General features: G+C 52.3%; 14 protein-coding genes and 1 riboswitch. Of the genes, 7 read left to right on the plus strand and 7 right to left on the minus strand.

Annotation, left to right across the window (positions count from 1 at the left end; all coding sequences use genetic code 11):
* Window positions 1-194 precede the first annotated feature (194 nt).
* Complete coding sequence (locus H8L32_RS23095) at window positions 195-1,325, plus strand: ABC transporter substrate-binding protein (protein WP_186949843.1); 1,131 nt, start codon at window positions 195-197, stop codon at window positions 1,323-1,325.
* A 457-nt stretch (window positions 1,326-1,782) separates the two neighbouring features.
* Here H8L32_RS23095 and H8L32_RS23100 read toward each other — a convergent pair whose 3' ends face one another.
* Window positions 1,783-3,741, minus strand: a complete 1,959-nt coding sequence (locus H8L32_RS23100) for an acid phosphatase (RefSeq protein WP_186949844.1) — start codon at window positions 3,739-3,741, stop codon at window positions 1,783-1,785.
* A 490-nt stretch (window positions 3,742-4,231) separates the two neighbouring features.
* Here H8L32_RS23100 and H8L32_RS28225 point away from each other — a divergent pair, with 490 nt between their 5' ends.
* Window positions 4,232-5,959, plus strand: a complete 1,728-nt coding sequence (locus H8L32_RS28225; RefSeq protein ID WP_186949846.1) for a methyl-accepting chemotaxis protein — start codon at window positions 4,232-4,234, stop codon at window positions 5,957-5,959.
* A 1,685-nt stretch (window positions 5,960-7,644) separates the two neighbouring features.
* Here H8L32_RS28225 and H8L32_RS23110 read toward each other — a convergent pair.
* The 3 genes from H8L32_RS23110 to H8L32_RS23120 form a co-directional block, all read right to left on the minus strand.
* A complete protein-coding gene (locus H8L32_RS23110; protein WP_186949848.1) occupies window positions 7,645-8,382 on the minus strand; it encodes a substrate-binding periplasmic protein in 738 nt (245 codons plus the stop codon).
* 97 nt (window positions 8,383-8,479) lie between these two features.
* Complete coding sequence (locus tag H8L32_RS23115; protein ID WP_186949850.1) at window positions 8,480-9,703, minus strand: M20 family metallopeptidase; 1,224 nt, start codon at window positions 9,701-9,703, stop codon at window positions 8,480-8,482.
* Between the two features lie 50 nt (window positions 9,704-9,753).
* Entirely contained in the window at window positions 9,754-11,013 is a 1,260-nt protein-coding gene (locus H8L32_RS23120) for an allantoate amidohydrolase (protein ID WP_186949852.1), read from the minus strand.
* Window positions 11,014-11,373: 360 nt separating this feature from the next.
* Between H8L32_RS23120 and H8L32_RS23125 the strand changes: the two genes are divergently transcribed.
* Together H8L32_RS23125 and H8L32_RS23130 are read left to right on the plus strand one after the other, a co-directional pair.
* Entirely contained in the window at window positions 11,374-12,690 is a 1,317-nt protein-coding gene (locus H8L32_RS23125) for a C4-dicarboxylate transporter DctA (protein WP_186949854.1), read from the plus strand.
* A gap of 137 nt (window positions 12,691-12,827) precedes the next feature.
* Entirely contained in the window at window positions 12,828-13,523 is a 696-nt protein-coding gene (locus H8L32_RS23130; protein ID WP_186949856.1) for a GntR family transcriptional regulator, read from the plus strand.
* A 59-nt stretch (window positions 13,524-13,582) separates the two neighbouring features.
* On the opposite strand, the gene H8L32_RS23135 is transcribed toward H8L32_RS23130, so the two are convergent.
* From H8L32_RS23135 to H8L32_RS23145, 3 genes are all read right to left on the minus strand, one after another.
* On the minus strand, window positions 13,583-13,729 hold the full coding sequence (locus H8L32_RS23135) for a hypothetical protein (protein ID WP_186949858.1): 147 nt from the start codon (window positions 13,727-13,729) through the stop codon (window positions 13,583-13,585).
* Between the two features lie 191 nt (window positions 13,730-13,920).
* Complete coding sequence (locus H8L32_RS23140) at window positions 13,921-15,231, minus strand: voltage-gated chloride channel family protein (RefSeq protein ID WP_186949860.1); 1,311 nt, start codon at window positions 15,229-15,231, stop codon at window positions 13,921-13,923.
* A 79-nt stretch (window positions 15,232-15,310) separates the two neighbouring features.
* A riboswitch (Fluoride riboswitch) is annotated at window positions 15,311-15,385 on the minus strand.
* 96 nt (window positions 15,386-15,481) lie between these two features.
* Window positions 15,482-15,928 (minus strand): Rrf2 family transcriptional regulator, encoded by a 447-nt coding sequence (locus H8L32_RS23145; RefSeq protein ID WP_186949862.1) that lies wholly within the window; start codon window positions 15,926-15,928, stop codon window positions 15,482-15,484.
* Between the two features lie 206 nt (window positions 15,929-16,134).
* Here H8L32_RS23145 and H8L32_RS23150 point away from each other — a divergent pair, with 206 nt between their 5' ends.
* From H8L32_RS23150 to H8L32_RS23160, 3 genes are all read left to right on the plus strand, one after another.
* Window positions 16,135-17,076, plus strand: a complete 942-nt coding sequence (locus tag H8L32_RS23150; RefSeq protein WP_186949864.1) for an NAD(P)/FAD-dependent oxidoreductase — start codon at window positions 16,135-16,137, stop codon at window positions 17,074-17,076.
* A complete protein-coding gene (locus H8L32_RS23155) occupies window positions 17,069-17,425 on the plus strand; it encodes an SEL1-like repeat protein (protein WP_186949865.1) in 357 nt (118 codons plus the stop codon). The genes H8L32_RS23150 and H8L32_RS23155 overlap by 8 nt, the downstream gene beginning before the upstream one ends.
* A 306-nt stretch (window positions 17,426-17,731) precedes the next feature.
* Entirely contained in the window at window positions 17,732-18,022 is a 291-nt protein-coding gene (locus H8L32_RS23160) for an antibiotic biosynthesis monooxygenase family protein (RefSeq protein ID WP_186949867.1), read from the plus strand.
* Window positions 18,023-18,033: the final 11 nt, after the last annotated feature.

Raw genomic sequence — 18,033 nt, forward strand, 5'->3', positions numbered from 1 at the left:
GTCTCTGTGTTGTCTCTGTTCTGTCTCTATTCCACAACCACTTTCTGCTCAGCTTAACAAGCAAGCGCTTGATTATTTCAGGTCTGCATGCCGTCTCGTCAGTTGCCAAAAAGCATTAATGCATACAGAATGGACTTTGGAATTGCTCCCTGCTCAAAGGAGGGTGATCCATTTATAAAAATAACGGAGACAAAATGCTTTTAAAAAAATGGCAGGCAGGCCTGTTGGCACTCGCTTGCGGGACGGGCCTTGCCCACGCTGAAGAAATCAAAATCGGATATGTCACCGGTCTGACCGGCCCCATCGCGATCACCGCCAATGAAGGTTTGACCATGGCGCGCGGTTACATCGAACAGGTGAATGCCCAGGGCGGTATCAACGGCAATAAAATTACCCTGGTCGCCAAAGATGATCATTATGACGCCACCAAAACGGCCGGGCTGATTGATGAAGCGATCACCAAAGATGGGGTGGTGGCGTTTGTGAATACGGCTGGCACAGCCAATACGCTGTCCATCATCAAGTCTGGCACATTAAATAAATACAAAGTACCTTTGCTGGGTGTGTTCAGCGGTTCGGAAGCGATACGTGGCACAGGTTCAGAACAGATTTTTCATACCCGTCCCAGCTATAACGATGAAGTATTCAAAATCGCCCGCATTGTGTCTACGCTGGGTTTGAAAAAAGTCGCCGTCTTTTATCAGGATGATGGCTTTGGTGCCAGCATCAATGACAGCATTGCCAGAGCATCGCAAGAGCACAAGTTTGACGTTATCCTGAAAACGTCTTACAAGTCTGGCGAAACCAATTTTACGAAACAAGCCAAAGAGATTATTGCGGCCCAGCCGCAGGCGATTTTCTTGATGGGTGTGCCAGAAGCGGTCATGCACTTCATGAAAGCCTATGATGCACCAACCGGCGCATCGCAGATTTATACCTTGTCGTTTGTGCCGCCCAAGCTCTTGATTGATTTTGCCGGCGAAAGCCGCGTGCGTGGCCTGGCCATTACCCAGGTCGTTCCTAATCCCATAGGTGGTTCATTGCAACTGACGAAAGATTATCAGGCACTGCTGGCCTCACCTTATGGCAAGGGCACAGTTGCCAGCCCTCTCAATTTTGAAAACTATATGAATATGCGCCTGATGATGGAGGCGCTGAAAACCGCAGGTGCCAAACCAACACCAGAAAAAATCACGCAGGCGCTGAAGGGAATGCGCAATTACCGTATAGGCGGGTTTGCGATTGATTTTGGTGATACCAACCGTCGTGGTTCTTCGTTTTTGGATATTGCGGTTATCAGTATGAATGGGCGGCTTGCGTATTGATTTGATTGATACCGTCTGCCTGAAAAGAAACGCTGTCCGGTGTAAGCGCACTGTTGTCCGGAATAATTATCTTGACTCGTACTCGCTCTGGATATCAGGTGTGAACAGTGTTCTGGCGATTTTTCTAAGTCGAAGACTTAATTCTACAAATTAACATTCTTTGCCAGCGGTCGTGTTTGAAGCTCCTTCCCCTTCAAGGGGAGATTTGTGGGAATTCGCAAAGCGCAGCTTTGTGCCACAAATTTCTAAGCAGCCTGCAAGCTGCGTGGTGGAATGGTTGGGATGGGGATGGGTTTCCGACGTAAATTCATCTATTGTCAATCGACCGAAACCCATCCCCACCCTAACCCTCCCCTTGAAAGGGAGGGAATTTACTCGTTATTGTTTGCCAAGAATATTATTCCGGACAGCAGTGCATTTAACCTGGGCAGCGTTTCTTTTTGAATGCTAGGTCAGATTATGCAGCCAGACGCAATTGCAAGCCAGTGTCAGTATAGGTAGGTGTGGCGGTGAAGCCGTCTACCGTGATAGTGGTGAACTTGCCTTTCAGGCTGCCTGCGGTGATGACGGTCAATGTATCACCGACTGCTGGCTTGTAGCCATTCTGGAACTTGATACGCAGGGTGCCACCAGCGATGGTGACGGCGCTGCCTACCACCAGTTGGCTTTGTGCGCTGCGCAGGTTCAGTTCCAGTGTACCGGTGGTCAACTGGGTGTATTTGCTGGTGATATTCACATTGGTGCTGCTATTGCAGACCAGGGTACCGGCGCTGTTATACACATCACCTGTGCCGAAGGCGGTTGCCGAATTGGCTTCCAGTGCGCCGGCATCGAGTTGTGTGCCGCCTGTCCAGCTATTGCTGCCAGCCAGTTTCAGGCTGCCAGTACCCAGCTTGGTCAGCTTGCCAGTGCCAGAAATATTATTGCGCCAGGTGTCCTGTGCATTAAAGCTGCCTTTGCTGGCATCCATGGTGACCACGACATTTCCAAAGAAATTGCCATAGCCGTCAGCTGCAGCGAACAGGTTCAGGCGACCCCAGCCTTCAGCATCATCAAGTACCGGATAGCCGGACGCGATGGCCGTGGTTTTCAGCACCACACGACGCTGTGCATCGCTCAGGTAGGGCAGGCGGGTTTCCAGCAAGACTTCAGCACCCTTAGGCACCACTGCCACTGCCGTCGTACTGGCGATAGGGGTAAAGTTGAACGTCAGGCGGCGCAGGTAGCCAGCCTTGTTGGTGGCATAGTCGGCAAAGCGGTCCGTCGTAGCCGTGCCAGAATGGGCATAGGCATTGAAATTGTCCGCTGTGGTATTGGTCAGGGCCATCAACGCGGTGTGCGCCTGAGTGACAGCAGCGGTTTTTTTGCTGGCATTGGCCGGATCCACCAGATTGGCGGCGACCACGGCTTGCCCCAGCACACGGCCACTGATCACATCGAGTGGTGAATGCATGCCGGCGACGATGCGGTTTTCGCCCAGTTCCAGGCCACGCGCCAGAATTTCCTGGTAGCGCTCTGGCACCGCATAGGCCATGGCCAGTGCGTCACGTACGGCTTCGGCTGAATGGCCGCTGGTAAAACCGCCGTCGGTGGCTGGTGTCGTGCTTTGCGCCGGTACCAGTGATGGGGCGACGATGACCTTGCTGCTCCAGCGGTAAGGGCGTGCGTATTTGTAAAAGCGTTTGGCCGGTTCGGTAGAACCGTTGTTGCCGACCAGATTAATCAGGTCAACCACATTGCCAAAGCTGGTATTGGTGGTGCCGCCGACGCCGGTATTGTTGCCAGTATCGTTGTACAAAACCGTGCCGGAATCAGCCGCAATGGCAGTAATGGTGGTGGTTTGCTGCGCTGCCTGACGCCAGGCGTTTGTCAACGGGCCCATGCCATCGGTCACGCTATAACCCTTGCCACGGCGATCATCCAGATAGGCTGCCAGTTCCTGGTCAGCCGTGCGTTTGCTGGTGGTGTCGATGACAAACTGGATATTGGCGTCATGGACAGCCTGGTTGGCGATAGTGCCACCGGGGGTACCGTCATTTGGCAAGCCTGTCCATTTGGATGCCACGACCGCCGGAAAGTTATCAACCGCAGGTGCGGTCTGGCCAGCATCGACGATCTCTGTCAAAGGCTTCCAGATATCCCTGAAGCCCCCCAGAACACGTACACCGGCATTGGTGTCCAGCGTCGCATAACGTGCGTCACCACGCTGGTTACTGGCGACATTGTCAACAAAGGCAGGCACATTGGCAGCGACCGGTGCCGTGTCGACCGTACCAGGATCAGCCGGTGGAGAAGGAATGACCAGTGGTGCATCCACCACAGCCGGGGTGCTGGAACCACCACAGGCTACCAGCAACAAGGCGGTGCTGACCATCATCGCCAGTGGCAGGCGGCGGAATACGGGTAAATTTTGCATGATAAAAGAATCCGTTGGAATAACGTTGAAGTGACGTTGAAGTGATGTTGAAATATGCGTAAGAAAGCGTGCTGGAATAAAGAACGACCGCCGCGAATGATAGGGGATGGGTGTTACAGTTGTATGACAACCCGGGTATTTTTTAAACAACATGTCGTACAAGTCAGGCTAGCTAAGCTGTTCAGCTTGCTCATCTTATTAAGCCTGCTCATCTTGTTCATCTTGCAGCGGCTACCGGATGGACTATCTTGGTGTAATGCCTGGCTGCAGGCATGCAGCCACTATGCCGGGCGATCCAAGCTCTATTGGCGATGCCAAAGCCATTCATAAGCGCATCTGGACGCACAGGCAAGCGTGAAATCTTGTGTCATGGCAGTGCTTTAGATTGCTTTGGCGAAATTGTGCTTTACCATATGTTAATCGCTTGCTGTTTGATTAATTGGTGCGGGATGCATGCAGGTGTATCCCAATGCTGCCCAGAGGACATTTCATGAAAAACTTTTCTATCTCCTCCCGCCTAGTCGGTACTTTCAGTCTGATCATTGCCATGCTGGCGTTTGTCGCTGGTGCCGCTTTTCTCAAGATGGTAGTGATGAAAGATGCCACCAGCGATATCACCAGCAACTGGTTACCCAGTGTGGAAGTGGTGAATCGTATCAATACCCTGACATCCGATCTGCGTGTGGCTGAATTTCAGCATGTACTGAACACGGACGACGCTGCCATGGCAGGTCTGGAAAAAAACATGAGCAAGATACTGGCAGCGCTGGAGAAAGATAACCAGACCTATGCCAAACTGATCAACAGCGAAGAAGAAAAAAAGCGCTATGCCAGTTTCATGACAGACTGGAACCAATACCTGAAAATTCACGAACAGGTGTTGGTCCATTCCAGAAAAAACGAAAATGACCAGGCCAAGGCCTTGCTGGAAGGCGAAGCCAAGAAAGTGTTTGACGTGTCCAGTGATCTACTGGACAAGCTGGTCGAGATGAATCATAACGGCGCGATCGCATCGGCGGACCTGGCCGATGCATCTTTTGCCAGCGCCAAACTGACCATGACCGTGGTCACGGCAGCGGCCATATTGCTGACGGTGATCAGTGCCTATCTGATTATCCGTGCCATTACCGTCCCCCTGCTGGTTGCCCGGCATGCGGCAGAACGTTTGGCCAGCGGTGACCTGAGCCAGAAAATTGAAGTGGATGCGGACAATGAAATCGGCCGGGTCTTGCAAGCCATGCAAAGCATGCAGGAAAGCCTTGCCAATATCGTCGGTCAGGTGCGTGCCGGGGCCGACACCATTGCTGGTGCCTCGTCGCAAATTGCCACCGGCAATCTTGATCTGTCATCGCGCACGGAAGAGCAGGCCAGTTCACTGGAAGAAACCGCATCGTCCATGGAAGAACTGACTTCCACCGTCAAGCACAATGGCGACAATGCCCGGCAGGCCAATCAACTGGCCGTTTCTGCCGCCGATGTCGCCACCAAAGGCGGCCGGGTGGTAGCACAAGTGGTGGATACCATGGGCATGATCAATGAATCATCGAAGAAAATAGTCGACATCATCAGCGTCATTGACGGTATCGCTTTTCAAACCAATATCCTGGCACTGAATGCTGCTGTTGAAGCCGCCCGCGCCGGCGAACAGGGCAGGGGGTTTGCCGTGGTTGCGTCCGAAGTCCGTAATCTTGCCCAGCGGTCCGCCAGCGCCGCCAAGGAAATCAAGGACCTCATCAGCGATTCAGTCGAAAAAGTCGAAACCGGCAGCCGCCTGGTGGATCAGGCCGGCATTACCATGAATGAGGTCGTATCCAGCATCAGCCACGTCACCGATATCATGGGCGAACTGACCGCTGCTGGCCGTGAGCAGGAAGCCGGCATAGAACAAATCAACCGCGCCGTGACCGAGATGGACACAGTCACGCAGCAAAATGCTGCCCTGGTGGAAGAAGCCGCAGCCGCAGCTGAATCCCTGAAAGACCAGGCCGGTAATCTGGTGCACCTGGTCAGCACATTCAAGCTCAATGAAAGCCATGTCATCGCTGTCGCCGCTGCACCCGTGCGTAAGAGTTCTGCGCTTGCCACATCAGCCGCAGCAAGTAAAAATCTTCGCGCTTTGCCGTCTGCAAAAAAACCGACTGCGGTGAAGAGGGCGACTTCTGCACCGGCTAAGGAAGATCCGGCAGTGTCGGGTAAGGATGACTGGGAAGAGTTTTGAGTGATGGCATTTTCTCCCCGATGGTGAAGTTTTGGATGGTGGCGGGCTTCTGCCGATAAGCGGCAATCATATTATCGTTGCTCCAGCGTAGGCTGGTGGGTTTGGGCCACACCGGGCTGGCACCACACTGGGCTGGCGCTCCACCGGGCTGGCGCTCCAGAGGAGTTCGCTGCATATCGCCTCAATTGAAATTCCCTCCCCTTTAAGGGGAGGGTTAGGGTGGGGATGGGTTTCTTTCAATCAGCGGCAATCATCATATCGTCGCTCCAGCGCAAGTTGGAGCTTGGTGGCGTTTCTTGCGTGCTGTGTCGTTGATTAAACTGATTGCCCTTCGTTGACGCAAGCCGGTTTTGGTCAATTAACGACAATCATAATATCGTCATTCCTGCGAAGGCAGGAATCTACCGGGCTGGCGCTCTAGTGGCGTTCGTTGTATACCTTCGTCGTTAATTAAGACGATTGCTCTCCGTGGAACCAGGCCGGGTCTCGGCCCGGCGGCCGAGATACTTTCTTTTGCTTCGCCAAAATAAAGTATCCAAAGAAAAGGCGACCGCAGACTCGCCCTTCGGGTGCTTACGCTACGCTTCAGCATAATTTGTGCATCCCAAAAAATGGGAAGATCCGCAACTCGCCTGCGGCTCAAACATCGGATCTTCTTTTTCCATTTTCTGTGACGCACAAATTACATCGTCCCAAGCGGATTAGCGTCAAAAGCAACCCCGAACGTCAAAGGCAACAGCAACAGCAACAGCAACAGCAACAGCAACAGCAACAGCAACAGCAATAGCAACAGCATCCCCCACACTAACGTTAATTGACGGCATTCAAATAAATATGAATGAGGATGTGTTGACGTTGGTTTTGACTTTGTTGTTGTTCTTGCTTTTGGGGTTGTTGTTGAAGTTGTTGCTGTTTTTGACGTCAATCCGCTTGGGACGATGTAATTTGTGCGTCACAGAAAATGGATCAGAAAGCTTCGTGTTTGAGCGCAGCGAGTTTCGAAGCTTTCCCATTTTTTGTGATGCACAAATTATGCTGAAGCGTAGCGCAAGCACCCGAAGGGCGAGTCTGCGGTCGCCTTTCTTTGATTCCGTTCTTTGGCGAAGCAAAGAAAGGAATTCGGCCGCCGGGCCGAGACCCGGCTTGTGTCCACGAAGGGCAATCGTTTTACACACAACACAAGTATGCAACACACGCCACTAGGCTCCAGCCTACGCTGGAGCGACGATATGATGATTGCCGCTGATTGGCTGAGACATGGCTTGCGTCCACGGAGGGCAACCGTTTTAATTAATAACATGCTATGTCACGACAGATACTAGGCTCAAGCCTGCGCTGGAGCGACGATATGATGAGTGCCGCTAGTTGAAAGAAACCCATCCCCACCCTAACCCTCCCCTTGAAGGGGAGGGGATTTCAATTGAGGCGATATGCAACGAACACATCTGGAGCGCCAGCCCGGTGTAGCGCCAGCCCGGTGTAGCGCCAGCCTGGTGTGATGTCAACCTGGTGAGGCGTCAACCTGGTGAGGCGTCAACCTGGTGAGGCTCCAACCCGATAGTCCCCAGTCTTCGCTGGAGCGACTGGAGTGACGATAATATGATCGCGATCGATCAATGTAATCGCCTGCTCTCACATCAAACATGCATGGTGCGCAATCGACACCATGAATGTTCAGAAAACGTTTATTTAAAACTGATCCCCTTGTTCAATTTCGCTATCACTTCATCCGGCACATTCTTGCTGCAAATGAGATATCGCTCTCCACCATCCGGCATATCACTCGCCTTGAACTGACTGAATTTGTCCTTGGCTACATTGGACTGTTCAATCAGATAATTGGCTTCTTCAGGTGCGGCGAACATCAGGTCGGCGGATTTGGCGGCGATCAGTTGCAGCATTTGCGTGTTGGTGCCGTTGGAGACGACAGTCTGGGGTTTGAGTTTGGCCAGCGCTGCGTCGATGTGATGGCCGTAAGAAAATTTTTCCTTGATCAGCACCTTGATGCCGGGCATGGTCAATACGTCTTCCAGTTTGGCATGGTCCTTGATCTTGAAGCCGCTGCTGATGATCATGACGGTAGGTTTGTCGCGGTACAGGGCTTTGCTGAACTTGGCAAAACCTTCGCGTTCTTCTGTTTTATACCAGCCTATGGCACAGGTTTTTTGTGTGTTTTCCTGCACCATGGCCAGTTGGCGGTTGGGAGCGGCCTTGGCCCAGGTGAAGGCAACGCCAGCGCTTTTGAAGGCGTTGGCTGCGGGGCTTGCTGTCAAACCGGATGCAGAACCGTCGGATTCTTCTACGATATACGGTGGACGTACATTGTAGTTAAGGACAATCTTGTCATCGGCCAGGGCCTGACCGCTGGCAGCGGCAGCCAGCATGGTCAGGGTGCAGAATTGAAACAGGGTTTTCTTATTCATAGTGATCTTTCAAAATAGGCTCACGATAAAAACTGCTTTGACTGCAGCTTCATAGTAGAAGATGAAGCTGAAAAATTCCATGTGCTGCCTTGCATTTTTATTGAAGCAAATCTACCAGACTGCGCGCCACCACCTTGGTCGCCTTGCGCAAATCTTCCAGGTTCAATCTTTCATCGGCGCGCTTGGCATGCGACTCCAGCACCGTGCGTGGCCCCGCACCATAGATCACGCCAGGAATACCCGCTTCTGAAAACAGACGCACGTCGGTATATAAAGGTGTGCCCAATGCCGGAATGATTTCACCAAATACGGTTTCACCATGCTTTTGTATGGCATCTACCAGCGGCGTATTGCCGGGCAGGGGGCGCATGGAATTGGCCAGCAGCAGGCGTTTGATATCGACGCCGATGCCGGGCAGGTCGTTGGCGGTGTCGGTGATTAATTGGCGCAGGGTGGCTTCAACTTCTGCCGGGTTTTCTTCCGGGATCATGCGGCGGTCCAGCTTGAAAGTGACGCGACCGGGGATGACATTGGTATTGGTACCGCCTTCTATCGTGCCCACATTCAGGTAAGGATGGGTAATGCCTTCCACTTTCGATGTCACCTGCTTGTACAGGGTATTTTGCGCATACAGGGCGTTCAAAATTTTGACGGCAGCCTGTAGTGCATCGACACCAGAATCCGGGATTGCTGCATGCGCCATCTTGCCGTGTACAGTGATTTCCATTTGCAGGCAACCATTATGTGCAGTGATTACCTGATAAGAAAAACCGGCGGCAATCATCAGGTCCGGCTTGATCAGCTTGTGTTTCAACATCCAGCCGGGGCCGACTTCACCACCGAATTCTTCATCATAGGTAAATAACAGTTCCAGCGTGCCAGCCTTGGGCTCAACAACGGCTTCCAGTGCACGCAGGGCAAAGGTGTAGGTAGAAAAGTCGGATTTGCTGACGGCAGTGGCACGGCCATAGATGTTGCCGTTTTCTATTTCGCCGCCATACGGCGCTTTGGTCCAGCCTTCGCCGGGTGGCACCACATCACCATGGGCATTCAGCAGGATGGTCTTGCCAGGGCCATACACACGGCGTACCAGCAGGTTGGTAATGCTTTGCAGACCGGCGGCTTTGACTTCACTGTCAGGCACCACGTGTTTTTCAGCAGCTATACCCATGTCCTGCAACAGATCAGCAGTGCGGTCTGCATGTGGGGCATTGTTGCCGGGCGGAGTGTCGGTGGGTACGCGTACCAGTTCTTGCAGGAATTTAACCTGTTCATCAAAATGGGCGTCGATCCAGGCGTCGAGTTCTTGGTAGTGATTCATGGTGGAGAGCTTTCTTTGTGAGTGTGATTGTGTGTGGCTGGGCGTGTTTGTTATGCTTCACGCCTCGATATAAAGTGTTCAACAAAATGGCTAAAGGCTTGCGCGGCCAATGCGGCGTCTTCGGCCGTCATGATTTCATCCGGATGATGGCTGATGCCGCCATTGCCACAGCGCACAAACAGCATGGCAACATCGCACAGTGCAGCCATCGCCATGGCATCATGTCCGGCACCTGAAGGCAGGTAGCGCAGGCGCTGATCGCAATGGGCAATGGATTGTGCAAGCTGTTGTTGCAGCCATGGCGCGCAAGGTACGCTGGGGGCTTCATGGGTTTTGCGCAGCTTGAACTGCACCTTGCGTCTTGCAGCTATGCGTTCTATCTGTGCCAGCACATCGGCCACCGCCTGCTCACGTATCGCATCCTGTTCCGCACGGATGTCGATAGAAAATACAGCCTTGCCCGGTACCACATTGGCGGCACCATTCGGTACATTAAACTGGCCTACCGTGCCGACCAGACCAGGTATATCCTGGCAGCGCTGTTCTATATATAGCCCGGTTTCCGCTGCTGCCATGGCGGCATCGCGGCGCATGCCCATGGGCGAGGTGCCAGCGTGGCCTGCCAGACCTTCCACTTCCACCATATAACGGGTGGCACCGGAAATGGCGGTGACCACACCCAGCGCCAGGTCTTCATTCAATAATACCGGGCCCTGTTCTATATGGACTTCGACAAAGGCCAGTACCTGCGTCGGGTCATACGCAGCCTTGGCCAGCCCGGCTGGGTGAAAGCCAGATGCCGTCATCACTTCACGCATGCTAAGGCCATTGTCATCCAGATTATCCAGCACGGCCATGTCGAAAGTGCCGGCGGCGGCGCGGCTGCCAAGCAGGGTGGCTTTGAAGCGTACGCCTTCTTCTTCCGCAAAACCAATGATCTCTATCGCAAACGGGAAACGCCTGCCTTCTGCATGCCATTGTGCAACGCAGGCCAGTGGCAGCAAGATGCCCAGGTTGCCGTCATGTTTGCCGGCATTGCGCACGGTATCAAAATGCGAGCCGGTCAGCAGGGCGGGGGCATTCGGTTCCAACCCTTCATAACGACCGATGACATTGCCAGCCACGTCACGTCGGACGCTCATGCCAGCGGCGCACATCCATTCGGCCAACTGGGCGGCAGCACTGTGGTGTGCCGGGCTTAGATACGTGCGCGTCAACATGCCTGGCGTTTCGGTATGTTGCGCCAATACGTCAGCCCTGCTCATGATTTGCGAGCCACAACTCGCGTAGGAATGCATCTTGCTGGACATGCGGGTCTCCTGCCTGATTTGGGCTTTAAGCTTGGCTTTGGTGGGCCGTCATAGCGGCTTCATAGCGGTTTTATTGTGGCTTCATGACGGCGTGTTGCTTCCCGGTAGCGCTGGTGTTGTCCGCCCGGTTTGGGAACTGCCGTTGTGGCCTGTTTTTTTGAATTCTACTATTGAATTCATTTATTGCATACAAAAATTGGATGCAGTATATTGGGTTTCAGATCACTTCCTGACAAGCTGGCCTGGTGGTGACATTTGTTCCGTTTTTCTGTTATTTATCAAGGAGTTGTAGTTAGCTCACAGTCGTGCAATTACAGTAATGCTTACCATAGTAGTGCTAACCCTTATCAGGAGGTAGTCGTGCAGCGCATATACAAATCACTATTCGGCCAGGTGCTTATTGCACTGGTACTGGGGATACTGGTCGGGGTCTTGTACCCCAGCTTTGGTGTCAGCCTGAAACCCGTCGGTGACGGCTTTATCAAGCTGATCAAGATGATTATCCCCATGATCGTTTTTTGCGTGGTCGTGCATGGCATTTATGGTGCAGGCGAGTTGAAGAAAGTAGGGCGGGTTGGTCTGAAAGCCCTGGTCTACTTTGAAGTGGTGACCACCATTGCACTGGTACTGGGCCTGGCGCTGGCGTTTATATTTCATCCGGGCGAGGGCATGAACATTGTCCCCGCTTCGCTCGATGCCAGCACCCTGAGTACCTATGTAGACAATGCCAACAAGGTCAAAAGCGCCGGCTTTGCCGAATTTGTGATGAAACTGATCCCGACCACGGTGGTCAGTGCATTCACATCGGGTGATGTGTTGCAGGTCTTGTTGTTTTCGCTGATTTTTGGCTGTGCACTGTCGCTGGTGGGTGAGAAAGCCCGTCCCATCGCCAACCTGATCAGCAGCCTGTCGGAAGTGTTTTTCAAGTGCATGTCCTTCATCATCAAGCTGGCACCTTTGGGCGTGTTTGGTGCAATTGCCTTTACCGTGGGCAAATATGGTGTGGGTTCATTAAAACAGCTGGGCTTTTTGGTGATCCTGTTTTATGGCGCTGTCATCATCTTTGTGTTTGGTATTCTGGGGGGCATATTAAAAGCTGCCGGCTTCAATATCTTCAAATTCATCAAATACCTGCGCGAAGAATTGTTGGTGGTGCTGGCAACGGCATCGTCAGATTCTGTCTTGCCACAGGTGATGAAAAAGCTGGAATACATGGGCATCAAGGACACCACGGTGGGCCTGGTGATACCTACCGGCTATTCCTTCAACCTGGATGCGTTTTCTATCTACCTGACACTGGCTGCGGTATTTATTGCCCAGGCCACCAATACCCCGCTGGCGTTTTCTGACCTGCTGGCGATACTGGCAATTGCCCTGGTGACATCCAAAGGTGCCCATGGCGTGCCAGGTTCGGCGATAGTGATCCTGGCTGCCACACTGTCTGCCATACCGGCGATACCTGTGGTGGGCCTGGTGCTGGTGCTGTCGGTGGACTGGTTTATCGGCATTGCCCGTGCACTGGGCAACCTGATCGGCAACTGCGTTGCGACCGTGGTCGTGGCGTCATGGGAAAAAGACATCGACAAAACCCGCGCCCATGCAGTCCTGAATGGTGATACCGCAGCGATTGCCAGTTATGATCTGGCGAACGCCAAAGCGGAACTGGCGGCGGTATGAGGTGTTTTTCATTGACTGACTGAGCCAGGTCAATATAAGTGTAATTAAAATAACGCCCATGGATGGAAATCTTTGGGCGTTTTGCTTATGGGGTTACAATTCCGGCCTGACTCATCATGCAGTAACAGGTAAATAATATGACAGCAACGACCCATTCAGACCAGGCAGACAGTTCTGAAGCCATTGCCAGCGATATCACCACCGCCATTGCCGAACAAAGGCTGCCGCCCGGCACCAAGCTGCGCGAAGAGGCGCTGGCACGCATGTATTCCGTCAGCCGCACCAAGATCCGCGCTGCCCTGGTCATGCTGGCCAAAGACAAGCTGATTGATCTGGTGCCAGAAAAAGGTGCCTTTGTCAGCAAGCCCAGTGAACAGGAAGCGCATGAGATATTTGCCGTGCGTCGCATACTGGAAGCCGCACTGGTGCGCGAGTTCATCACCAAGGCCACGGCAGAAGATTACACCCGGATAGAACAGCATCTGGTCCAGGAACGCCAGGCCATCATCGACAACAATGTGCAGGAACGTTCAACCCTGCTCAGCGACTTCCACATCCTGCTGGCAAAGACCGTGGGTAACCAGGTGCTGACTGACATCCTGATGAAACTGGCAGGCCGCAGTTCTCTCATCACCATGCTGTACCAGTCCAGCCGCGACGCCAGTTGCTCATCCGATGAACATGTGGAATTTATTCATGCCGCCAAAGCTGGTGATGTAGAAAAAGCCGTGGAACTGATGGTGCATCACCTGCACCACGTTGAATCGGCCCTCGAGTTCAAGGAGCCAGCGAAGAGCGACAAGAAGGATTTTATTTCGGCATTGCTGGCCTGAGTTTCAAGTACCAGTACAAAAACAGAGGTCAGTGATGGCCTCTGTTTTTTTACATGCGATCAGCCCTTGATCACGATGCTTTTGATGATGTTGTGCTGGTGGTCGGAGTTGTTGCCGCCACGGCCTGCGTCGCCATCGCTTTCTTGCATGGTTTCCAGATAGGCGGCAGCTTTTGCGCTTACGGCGTTTTTAAGAATTGAGATCATAGAAATAGAATCCGTCACCTACATATCTGACCAGACAATTGTTAGCGGGCACCTGAATGGTGTTGACAAAAGCTGGGGGTAACTGGCGATAGAATTTTTGAATGAGTTTTTATGAGAAGACACATCAGATTCAACGCATTCAAAGTTCCAGCGCGATAGCATATGAGCAGTCATGGATTGATAGCGATATCTTATTCTTTGGATTTTTGTTTTGCATCCTTCAACTTTTGTCCACGATACGATGCTACTTCGCTAAGCTTCATGCCCTCTGGAATCTGGCCATGCTTTGGATGCGCTACCCGTTGTGCGCGATAAATACCTGTATGCCCGGAAAACAGGTAGCTGATTACACAGGCAAGTGCGGCATAAGGCGCTATCTGTGGACCAAACAATTCCAATGCCATGATAGTTGATGCTATCGGTGTATTTGCAGCACCAGCAAATATGGCAACAAAACCCATTGCAGCAAGAGTGGCGAAGGGCAAGTGCAATACAGGAGCAAGAGCATTGCCCAGCGTTGCACCTATGTAAAACAGGGGCGTGACTTCGCCGCCTTTGTATCCTGTCCCAAGAGAGCTAATGGTGAATAACATTTTTCCGGCAAAATCCGTCCAGGCCAGTTGATGCTGAAATGATTCCATGATGACGGGTATTCCCAGTCCTGTGTATCTTTGATTGCCGACTGCCCAGGTAGTTACGGCAATTGCGACACCACCTAAGAAAGGTCGTAAGGGAGCATAGGCGATCTGTTTTTTCATTAAATCTGATACACCATGGGTTGCGTTGGCAAACAACATGCCGACCAGTCCAAACACGATACCGGCCAACAAGCTCGCAATCAAAGTCCAGGCAGTAATTGCGGGTATCAATCCGGCACTGTAATGGGTGTGATGTACTCCCCATAGCAGGCCAACCTGATCGGCGACGATGGCAGCGATAAAGCAGGGCAAGATGGCATCGTAGCGCATGCGCCCTATGGCCAACACTTCCAATCCAAAAACTGCACCGGCAATCGGCGTGCCAAACACCGACGCAAAGCCAGCACTGATGCCTGCCATGATCAACAGCCTGCGCTTTTGCGTGGACAGATGGAAAAGATGCGTCAATTGATCTGCCAGACTGGCCCCCATTTGTACCGCAGTACCTTCTCGCCCTACAGATGCGCCAAACAGATGAGATATCAAAGTGCTCGCCATGACCAATGGTGCCATGCGAAGAGGAATGGTTTTTCCAGGATCATGAATTTCATCAATGATGAGATTGTTCCCTGCTTCGACTTGTTTTCCAACATGCATATATACCCAGCCAACGGCAAAACCCGCCAGCGGCAATAGCCAGATAACCCAGGTATGAGATTCGCGCCAGGATGTGACGTAATCAAGCGCAAACAGAAAAGTGGCAGAGGCCGTGCCTGCAAGCATGGCAACTATTACTGCGAGCATCAGCCATTTCCCGATATAGGCAAGCAGATCAATTTGTTCAGGTATATTTGAATGTTTCATGGCGTCAGGTAAGTGTTCGTTACGAACCTGGTCATGTTTTTGCGGCGGGCATGTGCCTACAGCTTCCTGATGACCAGGAAGGTCTGTAGGCATCATCAGCTACCCGGCAGATGCGGGTGGCGGTTAAAGGAGGAATGCCATCTCCTTGCTATGACTCAGATAATACCAAGTTTTTTGAGCCGGAACAATTTGTTTGGGCAGGGTATTGTTCGTGTCGCAATGTGAAAACTGCACATCTTGATCAAAAAAACTATGCACCATGCGCAGCACTGATTTGTTCCATGCGCTTTTCAAAATCATGCGCCAGCGACCGCAATGTGATGCGGGCAAAATCAGCCATGAGCAAGTCGCGGGCGTTTTGTAGTGTCCTGGTCAGGCTGGTATTGACTGCCTGTTCTACCAGGCATTGCGGATGATCTTCTGCAAAACCAAGTGAAAACACCGGTGGTTCTCCTATGGCCTGGTACACGTCGAGCAGGCTGATGTCTTCCAGCGGCTTGATCAGGGTCCAGCCGCCCCGATGGCCTTTGACTGAATGGACGCAGCCATGTTCTTTCAAACCAGCCATGGTGCGCCTGACCACCACAGGGTTGGTATTGAGCATGAGCGCGATGTCATCCGAGGTCAGGGGTTTGTCTTGCTGATCCATGTGTATCAGTACGTGCAGCATGCGCGAGAGCCTGTTGTCACTTCTCATTGATGTCTCTCAGATCAGTATTGGGGGAATGTCCGTATTTTACGTAACATTTTAAGTTGCGTAAAACTTTTACTTTGGATATCATGTAACATGTGAAGTATCTTGATTGATGTTGTTAGGTAATGTGGTGCTGTGGTTGTAGGTGTGGGTAGCCCGGCCCGGTCTAACCCACCTCAGCCCTTGCCAGGCAATGAAAGGATTTGAATATGGACGACAGGGAAAAGATCATTGATTGCGCAGTGATCGGTGCGGGTGTTGCTGGCTTGAGTGCTGCGTTGTTTCTTGGCCGTGCCGGGCTTAACGTCGTGGTTTTTGACAGTGGGCCGCCACGCATCATGGCAGTGGCACAGGTGCGGGAATATCTGGGTTTTGACGGGGTGCCACCGGCAGGCATGCTGGCACAGGCAAGGGCAGAAGTCATCCGTTATGGCGTCACTATCGTCCATGCAAAGGTGGAACAGGTACTGCCTTTGGAAGATGGATTTTTTAGTGTCAGCGCCAACGGTCAAACCATTCATGCCAGAACCGTTGTGCTGGCAACCGGCCTGAAAGACATATTGCCCGCAGTGACAGGTGTCGGTGATTTATGGGGAGATGATCTGCGGGTCTGCCCCTGTTTTGATGGCTATGAAGTCCTCGACAGGCAGTTTGTCGTTTTCGGTTTACCTGAAAGACTGGCGCACATGGCTGCGTGGGTGTCGATGTGGTCTTCTCATGTTACGGTCGTTTCACGACATGAGTTTGATGCGGCAGAGCAGAATAAATTTCGCTTGCTGAATATCCATGTTGTGCAGGATGAAGTCCTCGGTTTGAATCACAGCGACGGCAGGTTGATATCCGTCACCACCACAAACGGTCAGAAAATAGAGTGTGATGCGACCTGGGTTGCCATGGCTTACCAGGCGGCGTCCGGCCTGGCGGCATCGCTATGTGATGTCGATGAATATGGCCTGGCAAAGACGGATGCTGGTGGGCGGAGCAGCAGGCCAGGTGTTTTTGCCATAGGCAATGCCAGCGTCAGCGGTGCCTGGGCGCATCTTGCCCATGCGGCATCTTCCGGAACGAATGTGGGGCCCTTGGTGACCAATTATTTGCTGGATTTGAAGCTCGCTGCGATGCAGGCAAAGGAAAGGGAATTGCTTGTCTGACGTGTGTTCAAAGCATATCGGCGCGTATTACTGGCAAACGCTGTATCAGGATCTTGCGGCAGAAGCGCAAAGTGGTAAGGCCGATAGCATATACACGCTGGCGCTGATGCTGGACAGCACGCGACCTGGCTGTCCGCGTGATCGCATACGTAGTGAAGCATATTTTTTACAGTCCGCAGCATTGGGCAACGGATATGCGATGTACGCATTGGCGCAACGTTATGTCCGTGACGGCACTGAAGATGAGAGCTGGCCGCTGGATCTGGAAAAGGCAAAATATTTTCTGCGCATGGGCAAGGACAAAGGCCACGTAGCCTGTGCCGACTTGCTGGCCAGGCTTGAAGACTAGGTGCTAGGCGCTAGGCGTACTGCGAGTGAGGGTTTCTCCGTTGCGGCTCTCTGCACAAGGTAATTTCTGGAATAGTCATGTTGTATTCATGAGCCTCACTCATAAGCGCATGCTGTTTGTGCTACCTAATCAAGGTCAGTGAAGCGTATTACACTGCTGACACCTGTTTCAAGCTGATCAGGCGATAGCCGCATCTGATGTCAAGCGCTGCCGGTGAATGGCAGCCATTCTGATCACCTGATGACCCCATCTGCATCGCCTCAGAAAAACCAGCGTTGACCTGAACCATCACCAGAGAAAGCCATCATGCAAACCATAGAAGTCGTCATCTTTCCTGCCAAAGCGGGTGTTTCAGCAGAAAAACTACAAACTGCAGCGTTGGAGATTACGCCCGTTTTTGCGGCCATGCCCGGATTTATTTCACGCGAATTTGGTATTTGTGATGATGGCCAGTTTATTGATATGATTCACTGGGAAAACCGTGCGGTGGCAGAAGCTGCTGCCGAAAAGGTGATGCACATCCCGGTCTGCTGCGCTTATTTTGATCTGATGGATCAAGGCAGGATGCAGTTCAGATATGTTAATAAAGTACTTTGAACGCTAATCCC

Origin of the sequence: Undibacterium hunanense (genome assembly GCF_014284335.1) — a bacterium.
GTDB lineage: Bacteria > Pseudomonadota > Gammaproteobacteria > Burkholderiales > Burkholderiaceae_D > Undibacterium > Undibacterium hunanense.